The following is a 23,068-nucleotide window of genomic DNA, read 5'->3' as shown; positions in this document are numbered from 1 at the left end:
ATGATATGTGTAGACTTTTTGTCGGAGCCCGATCCGATCTGTGGGAAAGCCAGACACGCTCGATCCGCATGGATGGCATGGTGACATCGGTCCGGCTGGAGAAGTCGTTCTGGATGGTGCTGGAGGAAATCGCCGAGCGCGACAGCATGAATGTGCCGCAGCTCCTGCATCAGCTCTATAACGAAAGCCTCGATGAGGGCCATGATATCGGCAATTTTACCTCGTTCCTGAGGGTCTGCTGCATGCGCTATATCGATCTGCGATTACACGGGCTTGTCCATCAGACCATCGAAGGATCGACCCTGCCCGTCGAGGAGGTTCTCGACCGCGAGGGCGAGATCTATGCCCGCCGCATGGCCAGACAGAGCGGTGCCGACCGCTCGCATTGAGCGCCCTGTCTCCCCTGCATGGGGGTGGCAGGTTCCGGCCGCCTGCAGAGCAGAAAGAGCGGCAGGTGCTCGAGACCGCGGAGCGCAGGTGCCTGCTGGCCCGGACCCGCGCAGGGCCTTCCCGTGCACGGGGCGATCCCCACGAAATATATCTCCGCCGCCCCGTTCACGTCGGCGTTTCAGGGCCAAGCCCGACTGGCAACCCAGCCGTAAACTGGATAGAGTGCGGATCAGCATCCATGTGAATGTCAACAAACGAAAATCATTCGGAATTCCAAAGATCCATGACCGCATCTGATCTCGTCATCCGGAACGGAGTCATCGTCACTTCGGCCGATATGCAAACCGCCGACATCGCCGTCACCGACGGCCGCATCACCGCCATCGGAAAAGACCTTCCGTCCGGCCATGAAACCATCGACGCCACCGGCCTGTGGGTGCTGCCAGGCGGCGTCGACAGCCATGTCCATGTCGACCAACCGCTCTCGTCGGGCGCGGAAATCGCTGATGATTTCGCCTCCGGCACGGCCTCGGCGCTTGCGGGCGGCACCACCACGCTGATCGGGTTCGCGGTCCAGAAACAGGGCTCTGCCCTGCGCGGGGCGGTGGAGGAGATGATGGCGCGTGGCACCCGCTCGCGCTGCGATTTCGCCTTCCATATCCAGGTGACCGATGCCTCGGACGCGGCATTGGCCGAACTCGGGCCGCTCGCCGAGGAAGGGCACCGCTCCGTCAAGATCTTCATGACCGGCGGCAACCGGCTGGATGATGCGGCCTGCCTGCGCACGCTGGCCGCTGCCAAGAGCAATGACATGCTCTGCTGTATCCATGCCGAGAACCACGACCTGATCGCCTATCTCACCGAGGCACTGCTGCGTCAGGGCAACACGGCCCCCGCCGCCACGGCGCTCGCGCGTCCCGAGATCGGCGAGCGCGAGGCTGCCCACCGCATCCTGACGCTGGCCGAGGCGCTGGATGCGCCGCTGCAGATCTTCCATGTCTCGGGCGAGGCCACAGCGGCCGAGATCGCCGCCGCCCGCCATCGCGGTGTGCGGGCATGGTCGGAGACCTGCACGCAATATCTGGTCTTCACCGAGGAGGATTTCGACCGCCCCGGCATGGAAGGCGCGAAATTCCTGTTCTCGCCCTGCCCGCGCGGGCCGGACGCGCGCGAGGCGCTCTGGGCGCGGATCCGCGACCATACGATCGAGACCATCACCTCGGATCACTCGCCGACCTCTTTTGGCGGCGAGAAAGGCAAGCTCCACGCAGGCGAGAATGCGCCGTTCAACAAGGTCCCGAATGGCATCCCCGGCCTGGCGGCACGTCTGCCGATCGTCTTCAACGAGGGCGTCACCAAGGGCCGGATCGACCCGATGCGTTTTGTGGATCTGGTCTCGACCGCACCGGCAAAGCTCTTTGGCCTCTGGCCGCAAAAGGGCGCGCTGGCGGTAGGCAGTGATGCCGACATCGTGCTGTGGGACCCCAAGAAACAGCGCATCCTGACCAACGAGATGCAGCAGCATGGCGTGGATTACACCCCCTATGAGGGGATGGAGACCACCGGTGCGCCGATCGCGGTCTGGCTGCGCGGGATCCGCGCATGGGAGGCGGGCGAAGTGCTGGCCGCCCCCGGCACGGGGCGGTTCCAACCCCGCGCGCCCTTCCCCAAGGCGGCGGTGCCACGCCATCCGGCGGGCTTCGACCCGCTGGCCTAATCCTGAATGCAAAACACGCGCGCCCCGGTCAGACGGGGCGCGCGCGCCGGAAAGCCCACACGGTTGAAAGTTACGCCACGATCGGAATCAGACGGCTCAGGCGGCTCGGATTGGTCTCGGCCAGCAGGATCTCCCCGCTCCGGCCCTCGCTGAACCCGTGCGGACCATTGAGCGAGCCGCGCCCGCGCCCAAGCACCTCGCCCCGATCGTTGATCCGCGTCAGGGTCGGGATCGCATCGGTCACGAAAATCGTATCCTGCGCATCCACGAACACATCCATCGGGCGGCAGAAGACATCGAAGACCCCGAGCACCTCCCCCGCGCGCGAGAAGATCTGCACACGGTCATTCTCGCGATCGGCCACGACGATCCGATCGCCCGACAGAACCGCCACGCCATGTGGGACGATGAACTGGCCGGGGCCGCGCCCGAGGCTGCCAAAGGCACAGACCGGCTCGCCCTCCGGCCCGAAGACATGCACCCGCGCGCCGGCATAGCCATCGGTCACGACAAACCCGCCATCCGAGAGGAAGGCGACATCTGTCGGATGGTTGAACGGCTGGCCCGGCGCATGGCGCTGCCCGATGACCATCAGCTCGCGCCCCTGCATATCGAAGACCACCACCTCATGGGCATCGCGGTCCACGACCCAGACCCGCGATTGCGGATCGATGGCGATCTTATGCGCATCCGTAATCCTCCCCGCGCCCCAGCTGCGCAGGAGCGCGCCATCGCGGTCGAGCACATGGACGCAATCGGCGGGCGCGCTCACCCGCGGATCACGGCGCGTCAGCAGACAGATGCTCCCGTCCGGCGCACCCGCGACATCGGACACGGTGCCAGTATCCGCAGGGAGCGCCCCGAAGGGCGACTCGATCCGGTAAAGCTGCTGGCCGATGGCCAATCTCAATTCGGAACTGCTGTTCATGGGGCTGTCTTTCCTGTTCGACCCTGAGCGCCCGCCATCCGGACACTCCGTAAGCCTGTCTGAAGGCCGATCCCGCGCCATCCGTCGCGCTACCCTCGGCACGAAATAGGGCGAAGAGACGCACGCCACTCCGCACGCCACCCCACTGGCCAGCCTATAGCGCCAGCCAGCCGCCTTCCACCGCAAGCACCGAGCCCGTGGTGAAAGATGCCTCGTCCGAGGCAAGAAACAGCGCGGCTTTGGCCACCTCTTCGGGCCTTCCGAACCGTTTCATGGCATGGCGTCCGCGCGAGGCGGCCTCCTTGGCCACCGGATCGGGCGCACGCGCGAAGGAGCGGCGCAGCATCGGGGTCTCGATCGCCCCCGGTGCGATACAGTTCACCCGCACGCCCTCTTCGGCATAATCCACCGCGAGGTTGCGCGTAAGCGCCATCACCGCGCCCTTGGCCGCAACATAGGCCGCGTTTCCGGCTCCACCCGCCAGTGCGATCTGGCTGCCCACCGTCACGATGGAGCCTCCGCAGGCACGCATCCCCGGCAGCACCGCCTCGATCCATGTCACAGTGCCCATCAGGCTGACATCGAGAACCTGCGCCCAGCGATCCCGCGTGGTCTCGTGCAGCTTGCCCCCGAAGGAAACCGCCGCATAGGCCACCAGCGCATCCACCGGACCGAATTCGGCCACGGCATCTCGAGCGGCGTCGATATCGGTGACATCCGCGGCCAGAGCCACAACGCCCGGACGGGCCTCGACCGGATCGCGGTCCACGGCCAGCACCGTTGCCCCCTCGGCCACAAACAGCGCGACGGTCGCCGCCCCCAGACCGCTCGCCGCGCCGGTGATGACACAGCGCTTCCCTGCAAGCCGACCGGTCACAGGATCTGCCCCAGAAAATGGCGCAGACGTTCGCTTTTGGGCGTGTCAAAGAGCGTTTGCGGATCGGCGGCCTCGACATCCCTGCCATCGGCCATGAAGACGACCTTCTGGGCCACGCGACGCGCAAACACCATCTCGTGGGTGGCGACCATCATGGTGATCCCCTCGGCCGCGATCTGTTCCATCGCGTGCAACACCTCGCCCACCAGCTCGGGATCGAGCGCCGAGGTCGGCTCGTCAAACAGCATGACCTTGGGCCGCATCGCCATGGCGCGGGCAATCGCCACACGCTGGCGCTGGCCGCCCGACAGATGGTCTGGATAGGCACCGGCCTTGGCGGCCAGCCCGACCTTGTCGAGGAGCCGGTGCGCCTCGGCCACGGCCTCCTCCTTCGACTGACCCAGAACCGAGATCGGACCGGCAATGATATTCTCGATCACCGACAGATGCGGCCAGAGATAGAAATGCTGGAACACCATCCCGATCCGCGCGCGCAGCGCCGCCAGTTCGCGCCCGTTCATAGCGCGCTTGCGCCCACCCGCCTCGACAAAACCCACCGGCGCACCATCGACACGGACCTCGCCGGAGCTGGGCTGCTCCAGATGGTTGACGCAGCGCAGGAGCGTGGATTTGCCCGAGCCGGACGGGCCGATCAGGCAAACCACCTCGCCGCGCGGCACGGACATGGTGAGACCCTTGAGCGCCTGCACCTGACCGAAAGTTTTCTTCAGATCGCGGATATCAATCATGGCTTGCGTCATGCGCGGGGCGCCTCCGGGGTCGTGATGCCCAGACGGGCGCGTTTGCGGGCGGACATCGGGCGCTTCTCGACCTGGAGCACACGCTCGAGCCAGAGTTGCAGGCCGGTCAGACCGCTGGTCAGGGTCAGATAGATCACACCGGCAACCGAGAGGATCTCGATGGCATGATAGGTGCTGGAATAGATCATCTGCGCCGTCAGCATCAGCTCTTGCACGGTAATGACCGAGGCCAGCGAGCTGTTCTTCGTATGTGTGATGAAATTGCTCATATAGACGGGCAGGATCACGCGGACCGCCTGCGGCAGAACGATCTTCAGCACCATTGTCGGGTAGCGCATGCCAACGGCCTGTGCGGCCTCGACCTGCCCGGGATGCACGGCCTGCAGGCCAGCGCGGATGATCTCGCTGTTATAGGCGGCGGAGCTGACCGAGAAGGCGATGATCGCGGCCGGAAATGCCTCGAGCGTGATGCCGAAGGTGGGCGCGGCATAGTAGATGAAGAACAGATGCAGCAGCACGGGCGTGCCACGGAAGATCCAGACATAGGCGATCACCGCCCGCTGGAGCCACACATATTTCGACATCCGCGCCAGCGCCAGAAGGAAGCCGAAGACCGTCCCGATCGCCTGACTGAGAACGGCGATGAGGATGGTCATCAGCGTGGCTTGCGCCAGCGCGGGGATATAGCTGAGAACGATGGAATAATCGAGCTGCATGGCAGGCTCCGCAAATCAGGAAGGGGCCCGGCGCGCGCTGCATGCCGGGCTTTGTAAGGCGATCAGTGGGGGACTTCATCAATCAGCTGATCGCTGAAATGCTCGATGCCGAAGTATTTCTTGGCCAGCGCGTCGAGCGTGCCGTTCTCGCGCATCTCGCGGATCGCGCCATCGATAGCCGCCTTCAGCTTGTCCGAACCGGGCTGCATCGGCACACCGACATAGACCACCGAATAGGGCTTGCCCACGATCTCGGCGATACCGGGATTCTCGCGGATGAAGTTGGCCGAGGCCAGCTCGGGCGCGATCACCGCGTCGATACGGCCCACCTGAAGATCCCGGAACATCTCGGTATAGCCGGCATATCCGGTGAACTTCTTGAAATCGCCATATTCCTTGGCAATGGCGCGGGCCGGGATCTCGCCGTCATTACCGCCGGCGATACCACCCACCCGCTTGCCGACAAGACTGTCATAACCGTTGATATCCGTGGCTTTGGTGCTGCGGACAACGACGATGGCCGAGCGCGAATAGGGGATCGAGTATTCGAACATGCCCAGACGTTCGGGGGTCATGTTCACATTCGAGAAGACGGCATCGAAACGGCCCGCCTGAAGACCGGGCAGGATGCCCTTCCAGTCGAGACGGCTGATTTCGATCGGCACACCGATCTTCTTCTCGATGTAATGGGCGACATCGATGTCGAAGCCGGTCAGTTCGTTATTCTTGTCCACGAAGGTATTGGGCGGCAGGTTGCCCGTCGTCACCGCGATCAGCTTGCCGCGTTCGCGGATGGCATCGAGGTCAGCGGCGGAGGCGAGGCTCGGGAGGCAGGCGGCCAGAAGGGCGGCCGAGATCAGGCGGCGTAGCATGGGATAGCTCCTGTTGGAATGGGCTGGATGCGGCGCGCATTGATTCTTGGTTTCTTGGTGGGATACCACGTTCACCGACCATTGGTGCCGAGGTATATCCTGCGCAACCGCTTTCCCGAAGTTCTACCCACCCCCTCCATGACTGCCTATGATTTGTGCGGTTATAATGGACATAGTCGCATTTTTAACCTATGCGCAGACCCCCTGAGAGCCGAGCCGCCCTATTCTGTCACAGTGCCGCAACCTCCGCGAGCCAGCGCTGATGATCGCGACAGGCCGCCTCCAAGCCCCGCGCGCCCGCATATCCGATCCGCGCTGCCAGACGGGAAATATCGAGCGGCGGGCGACCATCGGAGACGCGCGCCGTAATGGTCGCCGCCTCGGGCGAGACGACCTCGCCCGTAAACCCCATGCCTGCAGCCCAGTCGAGCGGGCTGGAAACATGCCCTGCACCGAGGTTGAAGATCTCTGACCCCTCCGGCGGGGGTGCCTCTATCAATGCGGCGATTGCGGCTCCGACATCGCGGGAATAGACCCAGTCCGTGACCATTTCGGATGGCAGAAGGGGCACCTTTCCCGCCTTATGCAATGCCAGCATCTGCCCCTGCGCCGAGAGCCCGGGCCGGGACGAACCCTGCATCTCCCAAGGCCCGAACACAGGCCCGAGACGCAGGATAGATACTTTTATATCATTGCCTTGCGCGATCATAGCCGCGAGCCTTTCGCTGGCTTCTTTCGTGACCCCGTAAAGCGAATTCGGCCGCAACTCGGCATCCTCGGGCAAAGTTGCCCCCGCGCGGGGAGAGCTGCCATAGATCGCCGCCGACGAAAGATAGATCAGACGCCGGATGCCGGATGCCTGCACGGCCTGAAGCATATTGGACGTGCCTGTCAGATTCACCTCGATCACCCTCGCTGCCTGCTCCCGCTCCATCTGCGGGCTGGGTGTCAGCGCCGCCGTATGGACCACAATATCGGGGCGGTTATGCGCGAGGGCCGCCTCAATCTCCCCGGGGCACGTCACATCGCAACGATGATATACGGCACCGCGCAGGGAGGGATGCGCGGCCAGCGGCGTGGGCGCCAGATCGAGCAGATGCGGCACATGCCCCCGGGCAAGAAGGCTCTCTGCCAGGGCCAGCCCCACAAAGCCACAGCCGCCCGTAATTGCAATCGTCTTCATATCTGTCCTTCCCTCTCTGCGGCAGACCTCCATGGACCGGACCGAAAATGGCAAAACCAATCATGGTTTTACCTGATAAAACCATGATTGGTTTTAGATTGGTATCCCAAAAGGAATCCGCTATCAGCTTGCGTGTCCAGGCTATTTTTGATACACTCGCCCGGGCGCGCATCATGATTGCCGAGAGAGGCCCAAGCTTGACCGGAACGGACGAGAAATTCAGTGTAACCGAACGGGCCTATCAAATCGTCCGCGCCAAGATCCTCGCGGGCGATATGCAACCGGGTCGCTTCTTTACCGAGCGCAAACTGGCCGAGGATCTCTCCACCTCGCGCACCCCGTTGCGCACTGCGCTGACGCGCCTTACGAGCGAAGGCCTTCTCGAGCGCGCCGCGAACGGCACAGTCGCGGTCCGCCAGTTGCCGCTCGAAGAGTTGTTGCAGATCATGGTGATCCGCCGCCAACTCGAGAGCGAGGCTGCCGCGCTCACAGCACTAAAATCCGCCACGGGCAGCACAGACGCTCTGATTGCGGAGACGCGCACGCTCATCGCCGCTCCCGATGTGGATCTGGAAAGCTTCTGGCTCTACGATGACAAGGTGCATGAATGCATCGCGCAGGGCAGCGGCATGCAGGTTCTTGCGGACCTGATCCGCAACATGCGCGACAAGTCGCGGATGTGCCATATGGTTCATCTCGAACCCGATTTCCTCGCGCAGGCAGAAGAGCATATGGCGATCCTGATCGCCATCCGCGACCGCGATGCCTCTGCAGCGCGCGAAGCCATGATCCTCCACATCGATCACGTCAGAAATCGCTTTGTTAAGTGGTTCACCGGCGGCTGACCAACACCCGTTCAGACAGTCCGGCTTCCCCTCGCCATCGACCTACCAACCGTCCTGAAAATTGATGAAGGCGCGGGCCCTGCACCGCCAAATCGCCCGGTCTTGCGGGAAAGCTTACTCCGTATCGGCTCCACCCCCCGTTGTCAGAAAGCTGCACCGGATCGTTTTCTGGATCTTTTACCAAGGAACGTGACGGAGTTCCCGCTGAAGCCCTGACCGTCAGACCGAGGGGCATCCATTTTCCGGACAGTTTTTCCGCTGGTGGCTCAAGCATAGCTATTGGTCAAGTCACCACCCCGAGATCGAGGCCTTGAGAAGTGCAATTCCATAAAGCGTCGGGTGGGGGCGCTTGCTGGTGTGAAAAATCATGCGATTTCTGATGCAGTTGCGGGGCTTCTTCCAAAGCCTCTACGTAGAAAAGCCGCACTGGCCTTGCGTGTCATTCCGGCCGGCCGCCTGCAAAAGTCTTTTCGAAATGACCGTAAAGGCGCGCTCCCTCGGCGTTCGTCGCGACGATGCGCGCTATGTTCGAACTGTGCGTCGGACGCTCCCCCAGGAACGCCCCCGCGCCATCATAAGGACGTGCGCCCCGCCAATCCTTGGCATGCCAATATGTCGCAGGGAGCCGATATATGTGCCTTTTCCACACGCGGCACGGCACATCAGGCCATTTTTCACCGACACGCAGACCGTCCCTGCATTCAATGCGCCGCGCACCTCGCCCCCACTTCCTCCCCCGCTGGAATGCGCGAACTTCATACCCTAACGCAGCAATTACCGCGGTCCCAACTGGCGGCAGAACATTACGCGCCCTTGCGTGAACACCCTGCACCTGAACCCGTTCCTGCACAGGTCAAGACTGTCCGGTGGATGGCCCCTTACGATGATCCCCTTGAGGCCCGCCCATTCCTGCAACTACCGTGCGGGACGCGCCATCCGCGTCCAGGTACTGCCGTCCTCGGAGGCACCCCTTGACTCGGGTGCCCCTTCGCGCCCGAATGGCCATCGGTGCGTCCAATACCTCAGAGACGGCTAAAAGACGGAACCGGCCAACCTCCGGGGCCTGAATGAGCTGGCGGGAAAGAGGACCAGACAGGCGCCCCGCTCACAGATCCTGAGCCGCGAGCCAACTCCGCGTCTGGCCGGCCACATGGGTCAGCACGGCCTGCGAACCTTCCGCCTCTTCCAACGCCTGCATCGGCACCTCCAGCGTAATCGGGATGGCTGCAGGCAAGGCGCGCAGGAACCGCGCCAGATCGATCTCCCCCTCGCCGGGCGGGCTCCGGTCCTCGCGGGCGGTGCGCAGCAGCTCGTCTGTGCTGTAATACGGCCGGACAGGCGCATCGCAGAGATGGATAAAAGGCAGACGGTCAGGATCGATCCGTTGCAGCTCCGCCAGATCCGACCCCGAACGGTCGAAATGCAGACTATCGACCAGCAGACCTGTCGCGGGGCCCGCCGCTTCGACGACGCGCTGCGCCACACCTAGATCGGGGACAGAGGTCCACGGGAAAAATTCAAGCATGACCTTGATCCCCAAGGGCGCGGCCAGCTCCCCCAGCGCGTTCAGACGCGCAGCCAGACGATCGAGATCGGGATCATAGGGCGCAGTGATCAGATGGCGCGCACCAAGCGCCGCGCCCGCCTCCAGAAGCGGCAGATACTCCTCTGGGCGGGTCTCGGGGGTCAGCTTGAGAAATTCGATATCCCCCACCCCCAGCCCCGTCTCGGCCAAAGCCGCACGGGTGGCGCGCAGCATCTGGGCATCCTCGTGCAACGGATAGCCGGGCGAGGTCTCGGTCACCCGCAACAGGCGCAGCCCCACCCCGTCAAATCCCGCGCGGGCCGCAGCATGAATGAACTCGGGCGGCGCGAGCCCGATTGCCGTCAGATGGGCCACCGAAAGTCTATGTGTCATGCGCGTTCCTCCTGCGCCGCGTGGCGCCCCGCAATAAACCCGAAGGTCAGGGCGGGGCCGAGATTGATACCGCCTGCCGGATAGAACCCGCCAAAGACCGAGGCATTGTCGCCTCCTGCCGCATAGAGCCCGCCGATCACCACGCCTTCCGCATCGAGCACCCGCGCATGACCATCCGTGCGCAGCCCTGCAAAGGTCCCGAAACTGCCCGGCACGACTTTCACCGCATAGAACGGGCCGCGCTCGATCGGAGCGAGATTGGGGTTGGGGCTCTGTTCGGGGTCGCCCTGCAGACGCATATAGGGCGTAGTGCCGCGCCCGAAGAGCGGGTCCTCCCCGCGCCACGCCTGCGTGTTATAGGTCTCGACCGTCGCAGCCAGCCCTGCCCGATCGATCCCGCAGGCCTGTGCCAGTTCCTCCAGCGTCTTCCCGCGCTGTAGATAGCCCGATTTCAACCAGTAGCCGAAGGGCACCGGCGCGGGACGCACGATCCCCAGCCCGAAGCGGCGCAGGAACCGGTGATCGCAGACCAGCCACGAGACGGCGGGCTTGTCCTCCGCGACCGCCCCGAGCAGCGCCGTGACATAGTCATGATAGCCCAGACCTTCGTTGCAGAACCGCCGCCCGTCCGCCAGCACCCCGATTACCCCCGGTTTGCCGCGATCGATGATATGCGGAAACACCCCGCGCCGCCCGTCAGGCCAGAGCACCTGCGAAACCGGACAATAGGCCGTTACATTCGCCAGATCGAGATCAAGCGCCCCGCCCGCGGCCTGACCGAGCCGCAGCCCCGCCCCTTGCGCGGAGGGCACCGCAAGGGCGAGGTTCTCCTGCGGACGCGTCATCAGGTCAGCCCGCAGCTGGGGGTCCTGTCCGAACCCGCCCGTCGCCAGAACGACACCACGCCGTGCGGCGATCCGGCGGCCATCCGCCAGAATGACCCCGTTGACCCGTCCCTGATCGTGCTCGAGCGCCTGCACCTGCTGGCCGGTGCGCAGATCCACCCCCGCCTGCCGCGCCGACAGGAGCAGCCGCCCCATCAGTGCCGCTCCGTTGCGCAGATCCATCCCGCGCCCGTGCAGTGTCAGATCGCGCATATGGCGCAGCACCCGCTTTGTTACATGCACAAACGCGCGCGGCGAGCGCAGCATGGTCATAAAGGCCCGCAGGTCAGGGCCGGACTGGATGGTCATCCCCTTGAAGGTCGTTTCAGGCATGGGTTTGCGCAGAAGCGCCAGATCCGCCCCCAGCGCGCGCGCATCGAAGGGCGCGGCGATGACCGAGCGTCCGCCCTGCCCCGCATCTGGCAGATGGCCATAGGTATCGGGAATCTTGAGCCCGGCCTCGAAGCAAAGCGCCGTCCGGCTCTCGAAGAATTCCACCATCTCCGGCGCCGCCGCCAGAAACGCATCGACCTTTTCAGGTTTGAAGTAATTCCCCGCCACGGCTTGCAGATAGCGGCGCGGGGCACCGTCGCGTTCGGTTATTCCCGCACGCCGAGCCAGCGGGTTGCCCGGCACGAAGATCCATCCGCCCGACCATGCGCTCGTGCCGCCCATCACTTCCGTCGCTTCCAATACGATGACCCGCAATCCCGAAACCGCGGCACTGACAGCCGCAGCCAGACCGCCCGCCCCCGATCCGATCACGACCAGATCGGTCTCCTCCCTCTCGAGCATGCGCTTTTCCTCCCGCGTCCGCTACCTTGTCGGGCGGGAAATTCGACCCTTGCACGATTAACGTCAAGTATCCTATCATTCACCCTGTTAACCTCATGTTATGCGAGAGACGCTATGAGCGACATCACCCTGCGCCAGATCGAGGTCATCCGCGCCGTCATGCTGCGCGGCACGATCCAGGGCGCCGCCGAGCATCTCAACGTCTCGGCCCCGGGCATCAGCCGCCTGATCAAACATACCGAGGAAACGCTTGGGCTGCGGCTGTTCGAACGGCGCGCGGGGCTGTTTGTGCCTTCGGTCGAGGCGCAGGCCGTGTTCGACCAGATCCGCACCGTCTACAAGGATGTCGCCAATCTGCAACTCGCGCTCGACAGCCTCAAGAAGGGCGAGAATGTCGCGCTCGCCTTCGGATCAGCCCCGTCGGTCGCCCAATTCGTCGCGCCCCGTGCGATCCGAGATGTCCGCAAACGCTTCCCCGATCTCTATGTCGATCTCAACATCCTGAAGATCGAGGAAACCGTCGATTACCTGCTGCTTGAACGCGGCGAGTTCGTGATCATGAGTTCCAGGGTCGACAATCCGGGCGTCGAGACCGAGGAGGTGGGTCAGGCGGCGCTGATCTGTGCGCTGCCTGCCGAGCATCCACTGGCGGCACAGGAGGTTATCAGTATCGAGACGCTCGCCCGCGAGCCCCTGATCGGCATCGACCCCGCGGATCCCTATGGCGAAATCCTCATGCGTCCGTTCCGTGCGGCGGGGATCGAGATCCGCCAGAGCCTGCGTGGACGGTTCTCGCAAACGGTGATCGGGCTCGTGCGACAGGGCTTGGGCGTTGCGGTGGTCGACCGGTTCTCGGTGGCCGATGACTGGCTGCCCGGCATCGTTTTGCGCCCGCTTGAGACGCGGCACTCGATCCATATCTATGCCGTGCGCAAACAGGGAAGGGTGCTGTCATCTTTTGCGGAATATACTATCGCGCGGTTCCGCAAAGAGCTGGCACTGGCCGCACAGATGCCACTATGTCGCGAGTCATGAAATAACATTATGTTAATAGATAGCAAGTTTCTGCATTTGACGTTATGAGATCATCCAGGCATCATATCCTGGATCCGGGCCTGAGGAGCGCCCAGTGGAGTTTTGGGAGGAACACCATGAAACATATTCTGATCGGTGCCGTGTCGGCGCTAAGCCTGATGGCATCCGCAGCCTTCGCGCAGGACTATCCCGCGAAAGAGATCCAAGGCATCATCCAATGGGGTGCGGGCGGCTCGACCGATACCGTGATCCGTGCGGTCACGCCGCATGCCGAAGACGTGCTGGGCGCCAGCGTCGTGCTGCAAAATATCACGGGCGGGGTGGGTGCGATCGCGCTCAACAAGGTCGAGAAAACCAAAGCCGATGGCTACACCATGCTGATCGGTGCAGAAAACCCGTTGCTTTACAAAGTTCTCGGCCTTGGCAAAAAGGATTATTCGGATTTCACGCCGATCAGCATTCTGGCCCGCGGCACGCCGATCCTTGTGGCAAATAACGACGCGCCCTTCAGCGATTACGCCGGCATGATCGCCTATATAAAAGAGAACCCGGGCAAGCTGCGCATCGGCTCGACGGGTCCTGGCGGTCTGCCTTCGGTGGTATCCGCGATGCTCGAGGCGGCAGAAGGCGAGCTCGACTTCATCTCCGTGCCCTATGATGGCGACGGTCCGGCGCTGACCGCGTTGCAGGGCGGGGCCATCGATGTGATGCCCGCCGTGCTCGGTGCCTCGATCGAATCCATCAAGGCAGGCAATATGAAGCCGCTTGCCGTCATCGATACCCAAGCCAGCCCCTTCCTGCCCGATGTGCCGCCCGTGACGCAGTTCAACGACGCCTATGCGCAATATCTGCCCTGGGGTTCGTTCTTCGGGATCTTCGTGAAGAACGGAACGCCCGAAGAGGCCATCACCAAGCTGCAGACGGCCTATCATGAAGCGGCCGAGCAGCAGGGCTTCAAGGACCTGATGGACAAGCGCGGCTATACGCTCATGAACATCTCGGGTGACGAGGCGCAAGAGTTCCTGACCAAATGGCAGCAAAATACCGCATGGCTGCTGCAGGATGCCGGTATTGCAAAGAATTCGCCCGAAGAGTTCGGCATAAGCCGTCCGTCCAAGTAATCCCGCGCGGATCACGGAGCCGGACCTTCGGGTCCGGCTTTTTCCTTGGGGGCAGTGCCCGCGTTCAGGCGCGCCCGTCCCGTTTGCCAAACATTCCGGAGGAAAGATGAAAGATCATCTTCACCACCAGCATGACGCGTCACTGGACGGGTCATCCGATGCGACACCGGGAGGCGATGCCACCCATCGCCGACCGGGCGAGCGCATCTTCACCGCCATTCTGGTCCTGTTCAGCGGCGCCCTGCTCTGGAACGCCTACGGGATCGCGGGCTTCGACAGCCTCTCGAGCGCGGGCGCGGTGCCCATGGCCACCGCGGCCGTCATGCTGGTGAGCGCCCTCGTGATCGGCTGGAAAACCGCCCGCCTGCCGAAAACCGAGACCGAAACGCTCACGGGCGACATCCTGCCGCCGCTGGTGCTGGTGCTGGCGGCGTTTCTGGTGCTCTACGGAATTGTGCTTGAGCCTCTGGGCTTCCTGCCGACATCGGCATTATTTCTGATCGCCGCCATCAAGCTCCTCTCCCGTCGCGGCTGGGGCTTCACGCTGGCGGTGTCGCTAGGCACGCTCGCGGTGATCTATCTGGTCTTCCGCATCGTCTTCACCGTGCTGATGCCCGCAGGCATCGTGCCCGAGGCCGAGATCCTGCAGGCCGTCCGCACCCTTATCGGTGGAGGCAAATGATGGAGACGCTCATGGCATTCCTGACGGTTTTCACCCAACCCGAGCTGCTCTTGCTGGTGGGGGTCGGCACTTTCGCAGGCGTCTATATCGGCGCCATTCCCGGACTATCGGTCACCATGGCGGTGTCGATCCTGATCTCCTTCACCTTCTCCTGGGACGTGCTGCCCGCGATCTCGCTGATGATCGGCATCTATATGGGCGGGGTCTATGGCGGCTCGCGCACGGCGATCCTGCTCAACATCCCCGGTGCACCCTCGGCCATTGCCACTGCGATGGATGGCTACCCGATGGCGCAGCGCGGTGAGGCGGGCGAGGCCATCGGCATCACAACTGTCATGTCTTTCTTCGGCGGCTTCGTGGGCATTGCCGTGCTGGCCCTTCTGGCACCCTCGGTGTCGAAATTCGCGCTGACCTTCCAGCCGCGCGACTATATGCTGTTGGCCGTTCTGGGCATCCTGCTTGTGGGCTCGCTCTCGCAGGGCTCGCTCATCAAGGGGATCTTTGCCGGTGCCTTCGGCATCGCGATCGGCGCGGTGGGCATGGACCCGCTGACCTTCGACGAGCGCTTCACCTTCGACATTCCGCTGCTGACCGACGGGATCTCCTTCATTCCGGTGATGATCGGGATGTTCGGCGTGTCCGAGGCGCTGATGCAGCTCCACCATGTCGATAGCAAAGCCATGCGCCAGACGCTCTCGCGCATCGTGCCCTCCTTCGGCACCATCCGCAAGCATCTGCCGCTCAGCCTGCAGACCTCCACCATCGGCGTGTTGATCGGCGCACTTCCGGGCACCGGCGGCGATATTGCGGCGCTCATGGCCTATGACCACGCCAAACGCGTCACCAAGAAACCCTCCCGTCCCTTCGGCCAAGGCGCCATCGAGGGGCTTGTCGCCCCCGAGACCGCCAATAACGCCGCCGTGGGCGGGGCCTTCATCCCGATGATGACGCTGGGCATTCCGGGCGATGCGGTGACCGCGATCATGATCGGGGCGCTCTTCATCCATGGCCTCAACCCCGGCCCGATGCTGATGGTCGAACAGCCCGATATGTTCTGGTTCATCGTTGGCGCTCTGGTCACGGCCAATTTCTTCATGTTGCTCTTCGGCCTGACGGGGATCAGGATCTTCACCAAGATCGTCGAGATGCCGCGCTCGGTGCTGATCCCGCTGATCCTGCTGCTGTCGATCGTGGGGGCCTATGCAGTGAACAACTCGGTGACCGATGTCTACTGGATGCTGGGCTTCGGGATCGTGGGCTATTTCATGCGCCATTACGGTTATCCGTTGGGTCCGGTGATCCTCGGTGTGATCCTGTCGCGTCTACTGGACGACAACTGGCGCCGCGCGATCATCTCGGAACGCGAGGATCTGGGCCAGTTCTTCATGGGCATTCTGACAAGCCCGCTCTCGCTGACGCTGTTTGTCGCCGTTATCGTCATATTCCTGAGCCAGACACCGATCTGGACCAAGCTGCGGAAGAAAGGCAAAGCATGAGCACCACACTACTTCTGGGGCTGATTGGCGATCATATTGCGGCCTCCTCCTCGCCCAAGCTGCATAGGTTCGCGGGCGCGCAGGCAGGGATCGAGGTGCGCTATGACCTGCTCGTTCCACAGGAGATGGGCCGGAGCTGGGACGAGATTTTCGCATCCCTTCCCGCTCTGGGCTATCGCGGCACCAATATCACCTATCCCTACAAGGAATTGGTGGTTCCACAACTGACCATCGAGGACCCGCTGGTGCAGGCAATGGGCGCCTGTAACACGGTGCGTTTCGACAGTGACGGGCCGCGCGGCTTCAACACCGATTATACCGGTTTCATCCGCGCCTACCGCACCATCCGCGGCGAGGCCGCACCCGGTCCTGTGCTAATGGTCGGCACTGGCGGCGTGGGTCGGGCCGTGGCCTTCGGATTGCTGGCGCTCGGTGCGCCCGAGATCCGGCTGGTTGATCGCGACCGCGCCAAGGCCGAGGCGCTTGCCCGCGTTCTGCGCAGCACCCGCCCCGACACGGAGATCCGCGTGGAGGACGATGCAGCCTCTGCCGCAAGCGGCGCAGAGGGGCTGATCAACTGCACTCCGCTGGGCATGTCGGGTCGCGGCGGCACGCCTTTGGCGCGCGCGGCGATGGAAGGCGCGCAGTGGGCCTTCGATGCCGTCTATACTCCGCGTGAGACCGAGTTCATGCAAAGCGCGGAAGCTCTCGGACTGGTCCGGATTTCAGGCTGGGAGCTCTTCTTCTATCAAGGCGTCGATGCCTGGCGCATCTTCTCGGGCAAAGACGTCGACGAACCCCCTCTGCGCACGGCTCTCGGCGGCTGACACCTCCAACCGGCCTGAGAATGCCGCGATCGAACCGATACGCACGGACCTTTGCCACGGCACCCGCCATTGGCCCGCCGTGATCTTGGGGCCATGCGCCCCGCCTGCCTAGAGCCACCTGACCACGCAGGCCTTGCGCGCCTCGCAAGGCACCCGCGACCGTTTGGATCGCTGCATGTTGCCCGTGACAACGCAGTCGGGGCCCGTTCGGGGCTTCGGTTCAGTTTGCCTGCGGTTTGGGAAGAAGGCCCGCCACCCGCGCGGCGGCTTTGACGAGTTGGTCGGGACCATTGGCCTCGGAGAGGAAAAGCGCGAACCCTTCGGCCTGTGCGGGTTTGCCCGCCCACTGCGCCGCAATGACATTGAGCAGATAACCCTCCAGAGGGTTGATCCGGTTCGCGCAGCATTCGCAATCGGGGTTACCGTAGCCCATGGGCGAGCGACGGGCCGTCATCACGCGGTCCATCAATACAGCCATTTCAGAGAATACCTGTGCGCCTATCGGCCGTCCCCAGACCTGCTGCGCATAGGCAAGCGCGCGCATCCAGCCGTGTTTGGCAGGCACATCAATGCTTTGCATCTGAAGCCGGAACACGCGCAGAAGCGCGCTCTTGGGAAAGCCGGTGGTCAGGATGCCCGATCTGTCAGGCTGGATCTGCGCGTTTCGCGTCTGGGACATAGGTATCTCCTTGCTTCGGAAATTAACTTGACAAAAATACTCGGAAAAAGCAAGAGGCCCCTAATCATTGTCTTTAAGAAAAAAGAGGGCGCTCCAATGGAGCGCCCTCTTTGCATGATATCCGAGAGCCAAAAGCTCATTCAGCCTCGAAATGGCCGCACCAGTCATCGGTCTTCACCACCGGCCACAAGCCATGGGCCGAAGCGTCAGGCTGCGAAACGGGCGGGTTGAAGCGGCACAGGCCCGCATCATCCGCGGCGGCCGCTGCGTTGGTCTTGTGGTCCTCGAAGAAGGCGCAGTCGGAACAGGTCTTGGTCATGTTGTTTCCTTTCGGGTGTGATCTCGACAGATCGGCGGGCGGGATAGCCCTCTTGCCGGTGATTGAGAGGAAGATAGCCCCAAAGAAGATATAAGTCAACAAAAACAAATAGTTGATACATTCTGTCAGGGATTTTAACCTGACTAAAACGCTTGGCATAGAGACATCCGGGAGCCGCCAAACCGGAGCGGCCGGCCATCCCCGCGCGACCCTGTGGCGCAGAATCGATCATCCCGATGGACCGGAGCCCGCGCCTGCTCTAGTTTCGGGCGGATCCAGACAACTGCCCCCTACCCACCGGAGCCCTGCCATGTTCGAGTTTCGCGATATCGAAATGATCCGCGCGATCACCCGCCATGGGGGGTTCCGTGCCGCATCCGACCAGACGGGGATCGCGCAATCGGCCATCTCGCGCCGCATCCACCATCTCGAGGACAGGTTGAAGATCTCGATCTTCGAGAAAGCCGGACGTGGGGTACGGCTCACCGCGGTCGGGCGCAGGCTCCTCGACGAGGCAGAAACGCTTCTGGAAAGCCGGGAGCGCATCCTCAACGAACTGACACAGGGTGTCATGGCGGGGGTAGTGCGCCTTGGGGTAGCCGAGACGATGACCCACACAATCCTGCCACGCATGCTGACCATGCTGCGCAGCCGTCACCCCCTTCTACGCTTCGAGATCTCGATCGATACATCAGACCATATGAGCGAGGCGCTGCTGGCGGACGAGCTTGATATCGTCATCCTCTTGCGCGATCTGGCTCCGCGCGGGGCCGACCTGACCCCGCTGCCACCGGTCCGCCACGGCTGGTATGTCTCGCGCCAACATTTCGACCTGCCCGAGCCCGCGACCCTGCGCGATCTGGCGCGCTTGCCGATCGTCTCCTTCCCGAAATCCACGCTGCCCCATCGCGCCATCGTTCAACTTCTATCGCCTTGGGCGCACGAGGCGCTCGCCGTGCATGGCTCCGCCTCGCTGGCCACGGTCCTGCATCTTGTGCGGCAGGGATTCGGCATCGGCACGCTTCCCCATGACATCGTGGCGACATGGCCGCATGCCGACATCCGTGAGCTTCGTGTCACCGAAGACGCCCAACTCCCCGATCTCGAATTCGCGATCTGCCATCTGCCCGAACGCGCCGGAAAAATTGGCAAAGAGGTGACGCTTGCGGCTGTCGCGGCCGCAGACTGATCTCATAATTAGATCGGAACTGAAGAAATAAACGTCGTTGATAAAATCAGTTATGCGTTCAAAACTGGGGTCAACAACAGGGAAAAATCATGACCGATCTGCAAAATCCGCGCATTCTGCGCGCCGAAATCCGTGCGCAACGTTTTACCGGACCCACCTCCGGCGTGGGTGGGGATGCGCTACAGGCCAATCTGGTGATCCTGCCCGAGGCCGAGGCCGCTGCGTTTCTGCGATTTGCCCAAGCCAATCCGCAACCGATCCCGCTGCTGGCCGTGGGCGCACCGGGCGACCCCTCCCTGCCCAGTCTCGGCAACGGAATCGACCTGCGCCACGATCTCTCGCGTTACCGCGTCTGGCATGATGGCGCGCTCGTCGGGGAGCCTGTCGACATCGCCGATCTGTGGCGCGACGATCTGGTGAGCTTCGCCATCGGCTGTTCGTTCAGCTTCGAGGACGCGCTGGTGCAGGCGGGCCTGCCCGTGCGCCACCAGAGCGCGGGTCGCAATGTGCCGATGTACCGCACCAATATCCCGACGCGCCCTGCTGGCCCCTTCGAAGGCCCGGTGGTCGTGTCGATGCGCGCCATGCCCGCCGCTGCCGCCATCGAAGCGGTGCAGATCTGCGCAAGCCTGCCGCTGGCCCATGGCGCACCCGTGCATCTTGGCGATCCGGCCCTGATCGGCATCTCCGATATCATGACCCCCGATTACGGCGATGCTCCGGTGATCGAAGAGGGCGACATCCCCGTCTTCTGGGCCTGCGGCGTGACCCCGCAAGCCGCGATCTTTGCTGCAAAACCCGCTTTCGCCATCACCCATGCTCCGGGCTACATGCTCGTGACCGACATCCCCGCAGGGCAGGCCGAGCGCCGCCTGCGCGGGGTCCAGGCCCGCCCGGGGGCCTGACAGCCCCCCACCAACCAACCAACCAAAATAAAGAATATCCCAACAGGAGACACTCCATGAAAACCCTAACATCCACCCTGATCGCGGCCACCCTGCTGGCCTCCCCGACATTTGCCGAAACGCTCAATGTCGTCGGGAGCTGGAGCAACCTGCCGCTCTACAAGAATTTCGAGACCCCCTTCTGGACCGACAAGCTGCCCGAGCTGTCCAAGGGCGAGTTCGATGCGCAGCTGACGAGCTTCGATCAGATGGGCATCCAGGGCGCGGATGTGTTCCGCATGCTGGGCGATGGCGTCTTCGATATCGGGGCGACGGTGGGCGATTATACCGTGGGGGATGCGCCCGAGCTCGAAGGGCTCGATGTGCCGCTCCTAGCCACCGATGCCGCCGACGCGCAGAAGATGGTCGAGGCCGCGCGCCCGATGGTCGCCGATATCATGCACCAGCGTTTCGATGCCGAGCTGCTGGGCATCGCCCCCTATCCGCCGCAGGTCGTCTTCTGCAAGGGCGAGGTCAACTCGCTGGCCGATCTCAAGGGCAAGAAGGTCCGTGGCTCGGGCCGCATGACCACCAAATTCCTCGAGGCCCTTGGTGCGGAAGGCATCAATATCGCCTTCTCCGAAGTGCCGGGCTCGCTCGAGCGCGGTGTGATCGATTGCGCCGTCACCGGCGCGGGCTCGGGCTATTCGGCGGGCTGGGCCGAGGTCTCCGACCACCTCCTGACGCTGCCCCTCGGTGGCTGGGATCCGGTCGTGATCGCCATGAACAAAGACAAGTTCGACGATCTCTCGGCCGAGCAGCAGACCACGCTGAAATCGGCTGTGGCCGAAGGTCTGGAAGCACCGGCATGGGCGGCCGCACAGGGGGGGCTGGAAAACGACATCGCCTGCCTGACCGGCAAGGGCGAGTGCACATCGGGCGAGGCGCAGCATATGATCCTCGTCGAGCCCTCCGACGCGGATAAGGCCGAGGCGCTCAAGATCCTGACCGATGTCGTGCTGCCCGACTGGGTATCGCGCGCAGGCAGCGAATGGGTCACCCGCTGGAATGACAGCGTAGGCGCCACCTTCGGCGTCAAGATCGACGGCTGATCGGAGCATTCCCCATGCTGGACAAAATTGATGGCGCGCTCCGGCGCGCCAACCGGATCGTTGCGCTTGTCTTGGGGGCGGTTGTGGTGATCACCGTCCTATTCATCCTCGCCGATGTGGTCGCCCGCAAGCTGAGCCATTCGCTGGGCGGATCGGACGAGATCTCGAGCTATGTGATGGCAGCGCTGTCCAGCTGGGGTCTCGCCTGCGCTCTGGTCGATCGCGCCCATGTGCGCATCGATTTCATCCGCCAGAAACTGGCCCGTGGCGGACAGGCCGCCATGGACCTGTTCGCGCAGATCGTCACCAATGGTGTGGTTGTGCTGATCGCGGTCCATTGCTGGCCGGTGCTCGAGAAGACCCTCAGCCGCGGCTCGCGCGCCAATACCCCCCTCGAGACGCCCCTATGGATCCCGCAAGGCATCTGGTTTGCGGGCTGGATGTGGTTCGCGCTGACCACGACCGCGCTCTCGCTCATCGGCATCGCCTATCTGTGGAACCGTAACCGCGCGGGCTTTGACGCCACCTTAGGCCTTGGATCGGAGACGGACCTATGATCGGCAGTGTCGCAATTTCCCTTCTGGGGCTGATGGCCCTGTCGATCCCCGTAGGGATCGTGCTCTTCATCCTTGGCATCGGCGTGGGCGAGATCTTTTCTGCCTTCCCGCTCCTGCGCGGGCTGGGTCAGGTGGTCTGGTCCTCCTCGGCCTCCTCCACCCTCATCGCCATTCCCTGTTTCGTTCTGCTGGGCGAGATCCTCGTGCGCGGAGGCGTCGCCGCCCGCACCTATGGCGCGCTCGACAAATGGCTGTCATGGCTGCCGGGCGGGCTGGTCCATGCCAATATCGCCACCGCCACCATGTTCTCGGCCACCTCCGGCTCCTCGGTAGCCACCGCCGCCACCGTGGCCACCGTGGCCATGCCGCAGGCCGAACGTCTGAACTATGACCCGCGGCTCTTCTCCGGCGCCATCGCCGCAGGCGGCACGCTGGGCATTCTGATCCCGCCGTCCATCAACCTCATCGTCTATGGCTTCCTGACCGAGACCTCGATCCCGCAGCTCTTCTCCGCCGGTCTCGTGCCCGGTGTGCTGATGGCGCTCGGCTTTGTGGTGGTCACCGCGATCATCTGCGCCATCAGACCCTCGCTTGGCGGCCCGTCGCGCAGCTTCAGCTGGGCCGAGCGGGGGAAGAGCCTCTTGGAGCTGATCCCGATCGCGATCCTCTTCACGGTGGTGATCGGCTCGATCTATGCGGGCTGGGCCACGCCCACGGAATCCGCCGCCATCGGGGTGGTGATCGCCACGCTGATCGCCATGACACTCGGCACCGGCCTGACCACCAAGATGGTCACCGAGGCGCTGACCGGCACCGTGCGCATCACCGCGATGATCATGCTGGTGATCACCGGCGCCTATTTCCTCAACTTTGCCATGACCTCGGCAGGTCTGGGGCGCGCGCTGACCGATCTTCTGTCGAATACAGGCCTCTCGCCCTTCGGCACGCTCCTTCTGGTGATCGCGCTCTATCTGGTTCTGGGCTTCTTCATCGAAACGCTCTCGCTGATGGTCGCCACCATTCCGATCATCGTGCCGGTGATCGCGGGGCTCGGCTATGACAAGGTCTGGTTCGGCGTGCTGATGATCGTGCTGATCGAGATGGCGCTGATCACCCCGCCTGTCGGCCTCAACCTCTTTGTCGTGCAATCGGCACGCAAATCCGGTTCGCTCAATCAGGTCATCATGGGCGTGATCCCCTATGTCTGCGTGATGCTCGTCATGATTGCCCTTCTGGTCGCCGTGCCGCAACTGGCGCTCTGGCTCCCCTCCCTTCTCTGAT

At 63.3% G+C, this 23,068-nt stretch carries 23 protein-coding genes; 13 read left to right on the top strand and 10 right to left on the bottom strand.

All coding sequences use genetic code 11. From position 1 onward, the window contains the following. Positions 1-5: 5 nt before the first annotated feature. Both ABEB22_RS13775 and hydA read left to right on the top strand, forming a co-directional pair. The gene (locus ABEB22_RS13775) at positions 6-389 is read left to right on the top strand and encodes a ribbon-helix-helix domain-containing protein (RefSeq protein ID WP_349295581.1); all 384 of its coding nucleotides are present in this window, start codon (positions 6-8) and stop codon (positions 387-389) included. Positions 390-673: 284 nt separating this feature from the next. Then, the gene (gene hydA, locus ABEB22_RS13770; protein ID WP_349295580.1) at positions 674-2,107 is read left to right on the top strand and encodes a dihydropyrimidinase; all 1,434 of its coding nucleotides are present in this window, start codon (positions 674-676) and stop codon (positions 2,105-2,107) included. 70 nt (positions 2,108-2,177) lie between these two features. On the opposite strand, the gene ABEB22_RS13765 is transcribed toward hydA, so the two are convergent. From ABEB22_RS13765 to ABEB22_RS13740, 6 genes are all read right to left on the bottom strand, one after another. Further along, the gene (locus tag ABEB22_RS13765) at positions 2,178-3,035 is read right to left on the bottom strand and encodes a peptidase (RefSeq protein WP_349295579.1); all 858 of its coding nucleotides are present in this window, start codon (positions 3,033-3,035) and stop codon (positions 2,178-2,180) included. A 154-nt stretch (positions 3,036-3,189) separates the two neighbouring features. Next, a complete protein-coding gene (locus tag ABEB22_RS13760) occupies positions 3,190-3,912 on the bottom strand; it encodes an SDR family oxidoreductase (protein WP_349295578.1) in 723 nt (240 codons plus the stop codon). Beyond that, positions 3,909-4,673 carry an amino acid ABC transporter ATP-binding protein gene (locus ABEB22_RS13755; protein ID WP_349295577.1) on the bottom strand — a complete coding sequence of 255 codons (765 nt, stop codon included), beginning with the start codon at positions 4,671-4,673 and terminating at the stop codon, positions 3,909-3,911. The genes ABEB22_RS13760 and ABEB22_RS13755 overlap by 4 nt, the downstream gene beginning before the upstream one ends. Beyond that, positions 4,670-5,389, bottom strand: coding sequence for an amino acid ABC transporter permease (locus ABEB22_RS13750; RefSeq protein WP_349295576.1), 720 nt, complete (start codon positions 5,387-5,389; stop codon positions 4,670-4,672). The genes ABEB22_RS13755 and ABEB22_RS13750 overlap by 4 nt, the downstream gene beginning before the upstream one ends. 62 nt (positions 5,390-5,451) lie before the next feature. Beyond that, complete coding sequence (locus ABEB22_RS13745; RefSeq protein WP_349295575.1) at positions 5,452-6,261, bottom strand: transporter substrate-binding domain-containing protein; 810 nt, start codon at positions 6,259-6,261, stop codon at positions 5,452-5,454. Positions 6,262-6,490: 229 nt separating this feature from the next. Continuing rightward, positions 6,491-7,444: an NAD(P)-dependent oxidoreductase gene (locus ABEB22_RS13740; RefSeq protein WP_349295574.1), complete on the bottom strand. Its 954-nt coding sequence runs from the start codon at positions 7,442-7,444 to the stop codon at positions 6,491-6,493. Between the two features lie 47 nt (positions 7,445-7,491). Here ABEB22_RS13740 and ABEB22_RS13735 point away from each other — a divergent pair, with 47 nt between their 5' ends. Further along, a complete protein-coding gene (locus tag ABEB22_RS13735) occupies positions 7,492-8,289 on the top strand; it encodes a GntR family transcriptional regulator (RefSeq protein ID WP_406871184.1) in 798 nt (265 codons plus the stop codon). Between the two features lie 1,105 nt (positions 8,290-9,394). Here the strand turns inward: ABEB22_RS13735 and ABEB22_RS13730 are convergent. Both ABEB22_RS13730 and ABEB22_RS13725 read right to left on the bottom strand, forming a co-directional pair. After that, positions 9,395-10,207 (bottom strand): sugar phosphate isomerase/epimerase, encoded by an 813-nt coding sequence (locus tag ABEB22_RS13730; protein ID WP_349295572.1) that lies wholly within the window; start codon positions 10,205-10,207, stop codon positions 9,395-9,397. Then, positions 10,204-11,886 carry an FAD-dependent oxidoreductase gene (locus tag ABEB22_RS13725; RefSeq protein WP_349295571.1) on the bottom strand — a complete coding sequence of 561 codons (1,683 nt, stop codon included), beginning with the start codon at positions 11,884-11,886 and terminating at the stop codon, positions 10,204-10,206. Before ABEB22_RS13725 ends, ABEB22_RS13730 begins: the two co-directional genes overlap by 4 nt. Positions 11,887-12,000: 114 nt before the next feature. On the opposite strand from ABEB22_RS13725, the gene ABEB22_RS13720 reads away from it, so the two are divergent. The 5 genes from ABEB22_RS13720 (at position 12,001) to ABEB22_RS13700 (ending at position 17,047) form a co-directional block, all read left to right on the top strand. Next, on the top strand, positions 12,001-12,921 hold the full coding sequence (locus ABEB22_RS13720) for a LysR family transcriptional regulator (protein ID WP_339114861.1): 921 nt from the start codon (positions 12,001-12,003) through the stop codon (positions 12,919-12,921). Positions 12,922-13,037: 116 nt separating this feature from the next. After that, on the top strand, positions 13,038-14,042 hold the full coding sequence (locus ABEB22_RS13715) for a tripartite tricarboxylate transporter substrate binding protein (RefSeq protein WP_349295570.1): 1,005 nt from the start codon (positions 13,038-13,040) through the stop codon (positions 14,040-14,042). A gap of 106 nt (positions 14,043-14,148) precedes the next feature. Then, positions 14,149-14,724: a tripartite tricarboxylate transporter TctB family protein gene (locus tag ABEB22_RS13710; protein ID WP_349295569.1), complete on the top strand. Its 576-nt coding sequence runs from the start codon at positions 14,149-14,151 to the stop codon at positions 14,722-14,724. Continuing rightward, on the top strand, positions 14,724-16,220 hold the full coding sequence (locus tag ABEB22_RS13705) for a tripartite tricarboxylate transporter permease (protein WP_339115102.1): 1,497 nt from the start codon (positions 14,724-14,726) through the stop codon (positions 16,218-16,220). The genes ABEB22_RS13710 and ABEB22_RS13705 overlap by 1 nt, the downstream gene beginning before the upstream one ends. Further along, positions 16,217-17,047, top strand: coding sequence for a shikimate dehydrogenase (locus ABEB22_RS13700; RefSeq protein WP_339114858.1), 831 nt, complete (start codon positions 16,217-16,219; stop codon positions 17,045-17,047). Before ABEB22_RS13705 ends, ABEB22_RS13700 begins: the two co-directional genes overlap by 4 nt. A gap of 220 nt (positions 17,048-17,267) precedes the next feature. Here ABEB22_RS13700 and ABEB22_RS13695 read toward each other — a convergent pair whose 3' ends face one another. Together ABEB22_RS13695 and ABEB22_RS13690 are read right to left on the bottom strand one after the other, a co-directional pair. Next, positions 17,268-17,726 carry a hypothetical protein gene (locus ABEB22_RS13695; protein ID WP_349295568.1) on the bottom strand — a complete coding sequence of 153 codons (459 nt, stop codon included), beginning with the start codon at positions 17,724-17,726 and terminating at the stop codon, positions 17,268-17,270. Positions 17,727-17,862: 136 nt separating this feature from the next. After that, positions 17,863-18,045 (bottom strand): hypothetical protein, encoded by a 183-nt coding sequence (locus ABEB22_RS13690; RefSeq protein WP_339114856.1) that lies wholly within the window; start codon positions 18,043-18,045, stop codon positions 17,863-17,865. 310 nt (positions 18,046-18,355) lie between these two features. Here ABEB22_RS13690 and ABEB22_RS13685 point away from each other — a divergent pair, with 310 nt between their 5' ends. From ABEB22_RS13685 to ABEB22_RS13665, 5 genes are all read left to right on the top strand, one after another. Further along, positions 18,356-19,234 carry a LysR family transcriptional regulator gene (locus ABEB22_RS13685; RefSeq protein WP_339114855.1) on the top strand — a complete coding sequence of 293 codons (879 nt, stop codon included), beginning with the start codon at positions 18,356-18,358 and terminating at the stop codon, positions 19,232-19,234. Between the two features lie 89 nt (positions 19,235-19,323). Further along, a complete protein-coding gene (locus ABEB22_RS13680) occupies positions 19,324-20,139 on the top strand; it encodes a putative hydro-lyase (RefSeq protein WP_349295567.1) in 816 nt (271 codons plus the stop codon). 56 nt (positions 20,140-20,195) lie between these two features. Further along, the gene (locus tag ABEB22_RS13675; protein WP_349295566.1) at positions 20,196-21,230 is read left to right on the top strand and encodes a TRAP transporter substrate-binding protein; all 1,035 of its coding nucleotides are present in this window, start codon (positions 20,196-20,198) and stop codon (positions 21,228-21,230) included. A gap of 14 nt (positions 21,231-21,244) precedes the next feature. Then, complete coding sequence (locus tag ABEB22_RS13670; protein ID WP_339114852.1) at positions 21,245-21,787, top strand: TRAP transporter small permease; 543 nt, start codon at positions 21,245-21,247, stop codon at positions 21,785-21,787. Continuing rightward, positions 21,784-23,067 carry a TRAP transporter large permease gene (locus ABEB22_RS13665; protein ID WP_339114851.1) on the top strand — a complete coding sequence of 428 codons (1,284 nt, stop codon included), beginning with the start codon at positions 21,784-21,786 and terminating at the stop codon, positions 23,065-23,067. Before ABEB22_RS13670 ends, ABEB22_RS13665 begins: the two co-directional genes overlap by 4 nt. The last annotated feature ends 1 nt before the right edge of the window (position 23,068 follow it).

The organism is Thioclava sp. 'Guangxiensis' (assembly GCF_045348365.1).
GTDB classification, from domain to species: Bacteria; Pseudomonadota; Alphaproteobacteria; order Rhodobacterales; family Rhodobacteraceae; genus Thioclava; species Thioclava kandeliae.
This window is presented reverse-complemented; position numbering and strand designations above follow the sequence as displayed.

Excerpts from the sequence above, each read along its gene's own strand:
- ABEB22_RS13775 (WP_349295581.1), top strand. The coding sequence starts at position 6 with ATGTGTAGACTTTTTGTCGGAGCCCGATCCGATCTGTGGGAAAGCCAG.
- hydA (WP_349295580.1), top strand. The coding sequence starts at position 674 with ATGACCGCATCTGATCTCGTCATCCGGAACGGAGTCATCGTCACTTCG.
- ABEB22_RS13765 (WP_349295579.1), bottom strand. The coding sequence starts at position 3,035 with ATGAACAGCAGTTCCGAATTGAGATTGGCCATCGGCCAGCAGCTTTAC.
- ABEB22_RS13755 (WP_349295577.1), bottom strand. The coding sequence starts at position 4,673 with ATGACGCAAGCCATGATTGATATCCGCGATCTGAAGAAAACTTTCGGT.
- ABEB22_RS13750 (WP_349295576.1), bottom strand. The coding sequence starts at position 5,389 with ATGCAGCTCGATTATTCCATCGTTCTCAGCTATATCCCCGCGCTGGCG.
- ABEB22_RS13745 (WP_349295575.1), bottom strand. The coding sequence starts at position 6,261 with ATGCTACGCCGCCTGATCTCGGCCGCCCTTCTGGCCGCCTGCCTCCCG.
- ABEB22_RS13740 (WP_349295574.1), bottom strand. The coding sequence starts at position 7,444 with ATGAAGACGATTGCAATTACGGGCGGCTGTGGCTTTGTGGGGCTGGCC.
- ABEB22_RS13735 (WP_406871184.1), top strand. The coding sequence starts at position 7,492 with ATGGCAAAACCAATCATGGTTTTACCTGATAAAACCATGATTGGTTTT.
- ABEB22_RS13730 (WP_349295572.1), bottom strand. The coding sequence starts at position 10,207 with ATGACACATAGACTTTCGGTGGCCCATCTGACGGCAATCGGGCTCGCG.
- ABEB22_RS13725 (WP_349295571.1), bottom strand. The coding sequence starts at position 11,886 with ATGCTCGAGAGGGAGGAGACCGATCTGGTCGTGATCGGATCGGGGGCG.
- ABEB22_RS13720 (WP_339114861.1), top strand. The coding sequence starts at position 12,001 with ATGAGCGACATCACCCTGCGCCAGATCGAGGTCATCCGCGCCGTCATG.
- ABEB22_RS13715 (WP_349295570.1), top strand. The coding sequence starts at position 13,038 with ATGAAACATATTCTGATCGGTGCCGTGTCGGCGCTAAGCCTGATGGCA.
- ABEB22_RS13710 (WP_349295569.1), top strand. The coding sequence starts at position 14,149 with ATGAAAGATCATCTTCACCACCAGCATGACGCGTCACTGGACGGGTCA.
- ABEB22_RS13705 (WP_339115102.1), top strand. The coding sequence starts at position 14,724 with ATGGAGACGCTCATGGCATTCCTGACGGTTTTCACCCAACCCGAGCTG.
- ABEB22_RS13700 (WP_339114858.1), top strand. The coding sequence starts at position 16,217 with ATGAGCACCACACTACTTCTGGGGCTGATTGGCGATCATATTGCGGCC.
- ABEB22_RS13695 (WP_349295568.1), bottom strand. The coding sequence starts at position 17,726 with ATGTCCCAGACGCGAAACGCGCAGATCCAGCCTGACAGATCGGGCATC.
- ABEB22_RS13690 (WP_339114856.1), bottom strand. The coding sequence starts at position 18,045 with ATGACCAAGACCTGTTCCGACTGCGCCTTCTTCGAGGACCACAAGACC.
- ABEB22_RS13685 (WP_339114855.1), top strand. The coding sequence starts at position 18,356 with ATGTTCGAGTTTCGCGATATCGAAATGATCCGCGCGATCACCCGCCAT.
- ABEB22_RS13680 (WP_349295567.1), top strand. The coding sequence starts at position 19,324 with ATGACCGATCTGCAAAATCCGCGCATTCTGCGCGCCGAAATCCGTGCG.
- ABEB22_RS13675 (WP_349295566.1), top strand. The coding sequence starts at position 20,196 with ATGAAAACCCTAACATCCACCCTGATCGCGGCCACCCTGCTGGCCTCC.
- ABEB22_RS13670 (WP_339114852.1), top strand. The coding sequence starts at position 21,245 with ATGCTGGACAAAATTGATGGCGCGCTCCGGCGCGCCAACCGGATCGTT.
- ABEB22_RS13665 (WP_339114851.1), top strand. The coding sequence starts at position 21,784 with ATGATCGGCAGTGTCGCAATTTCCCTTCTGGGGCTGATGGCCCTGTCG.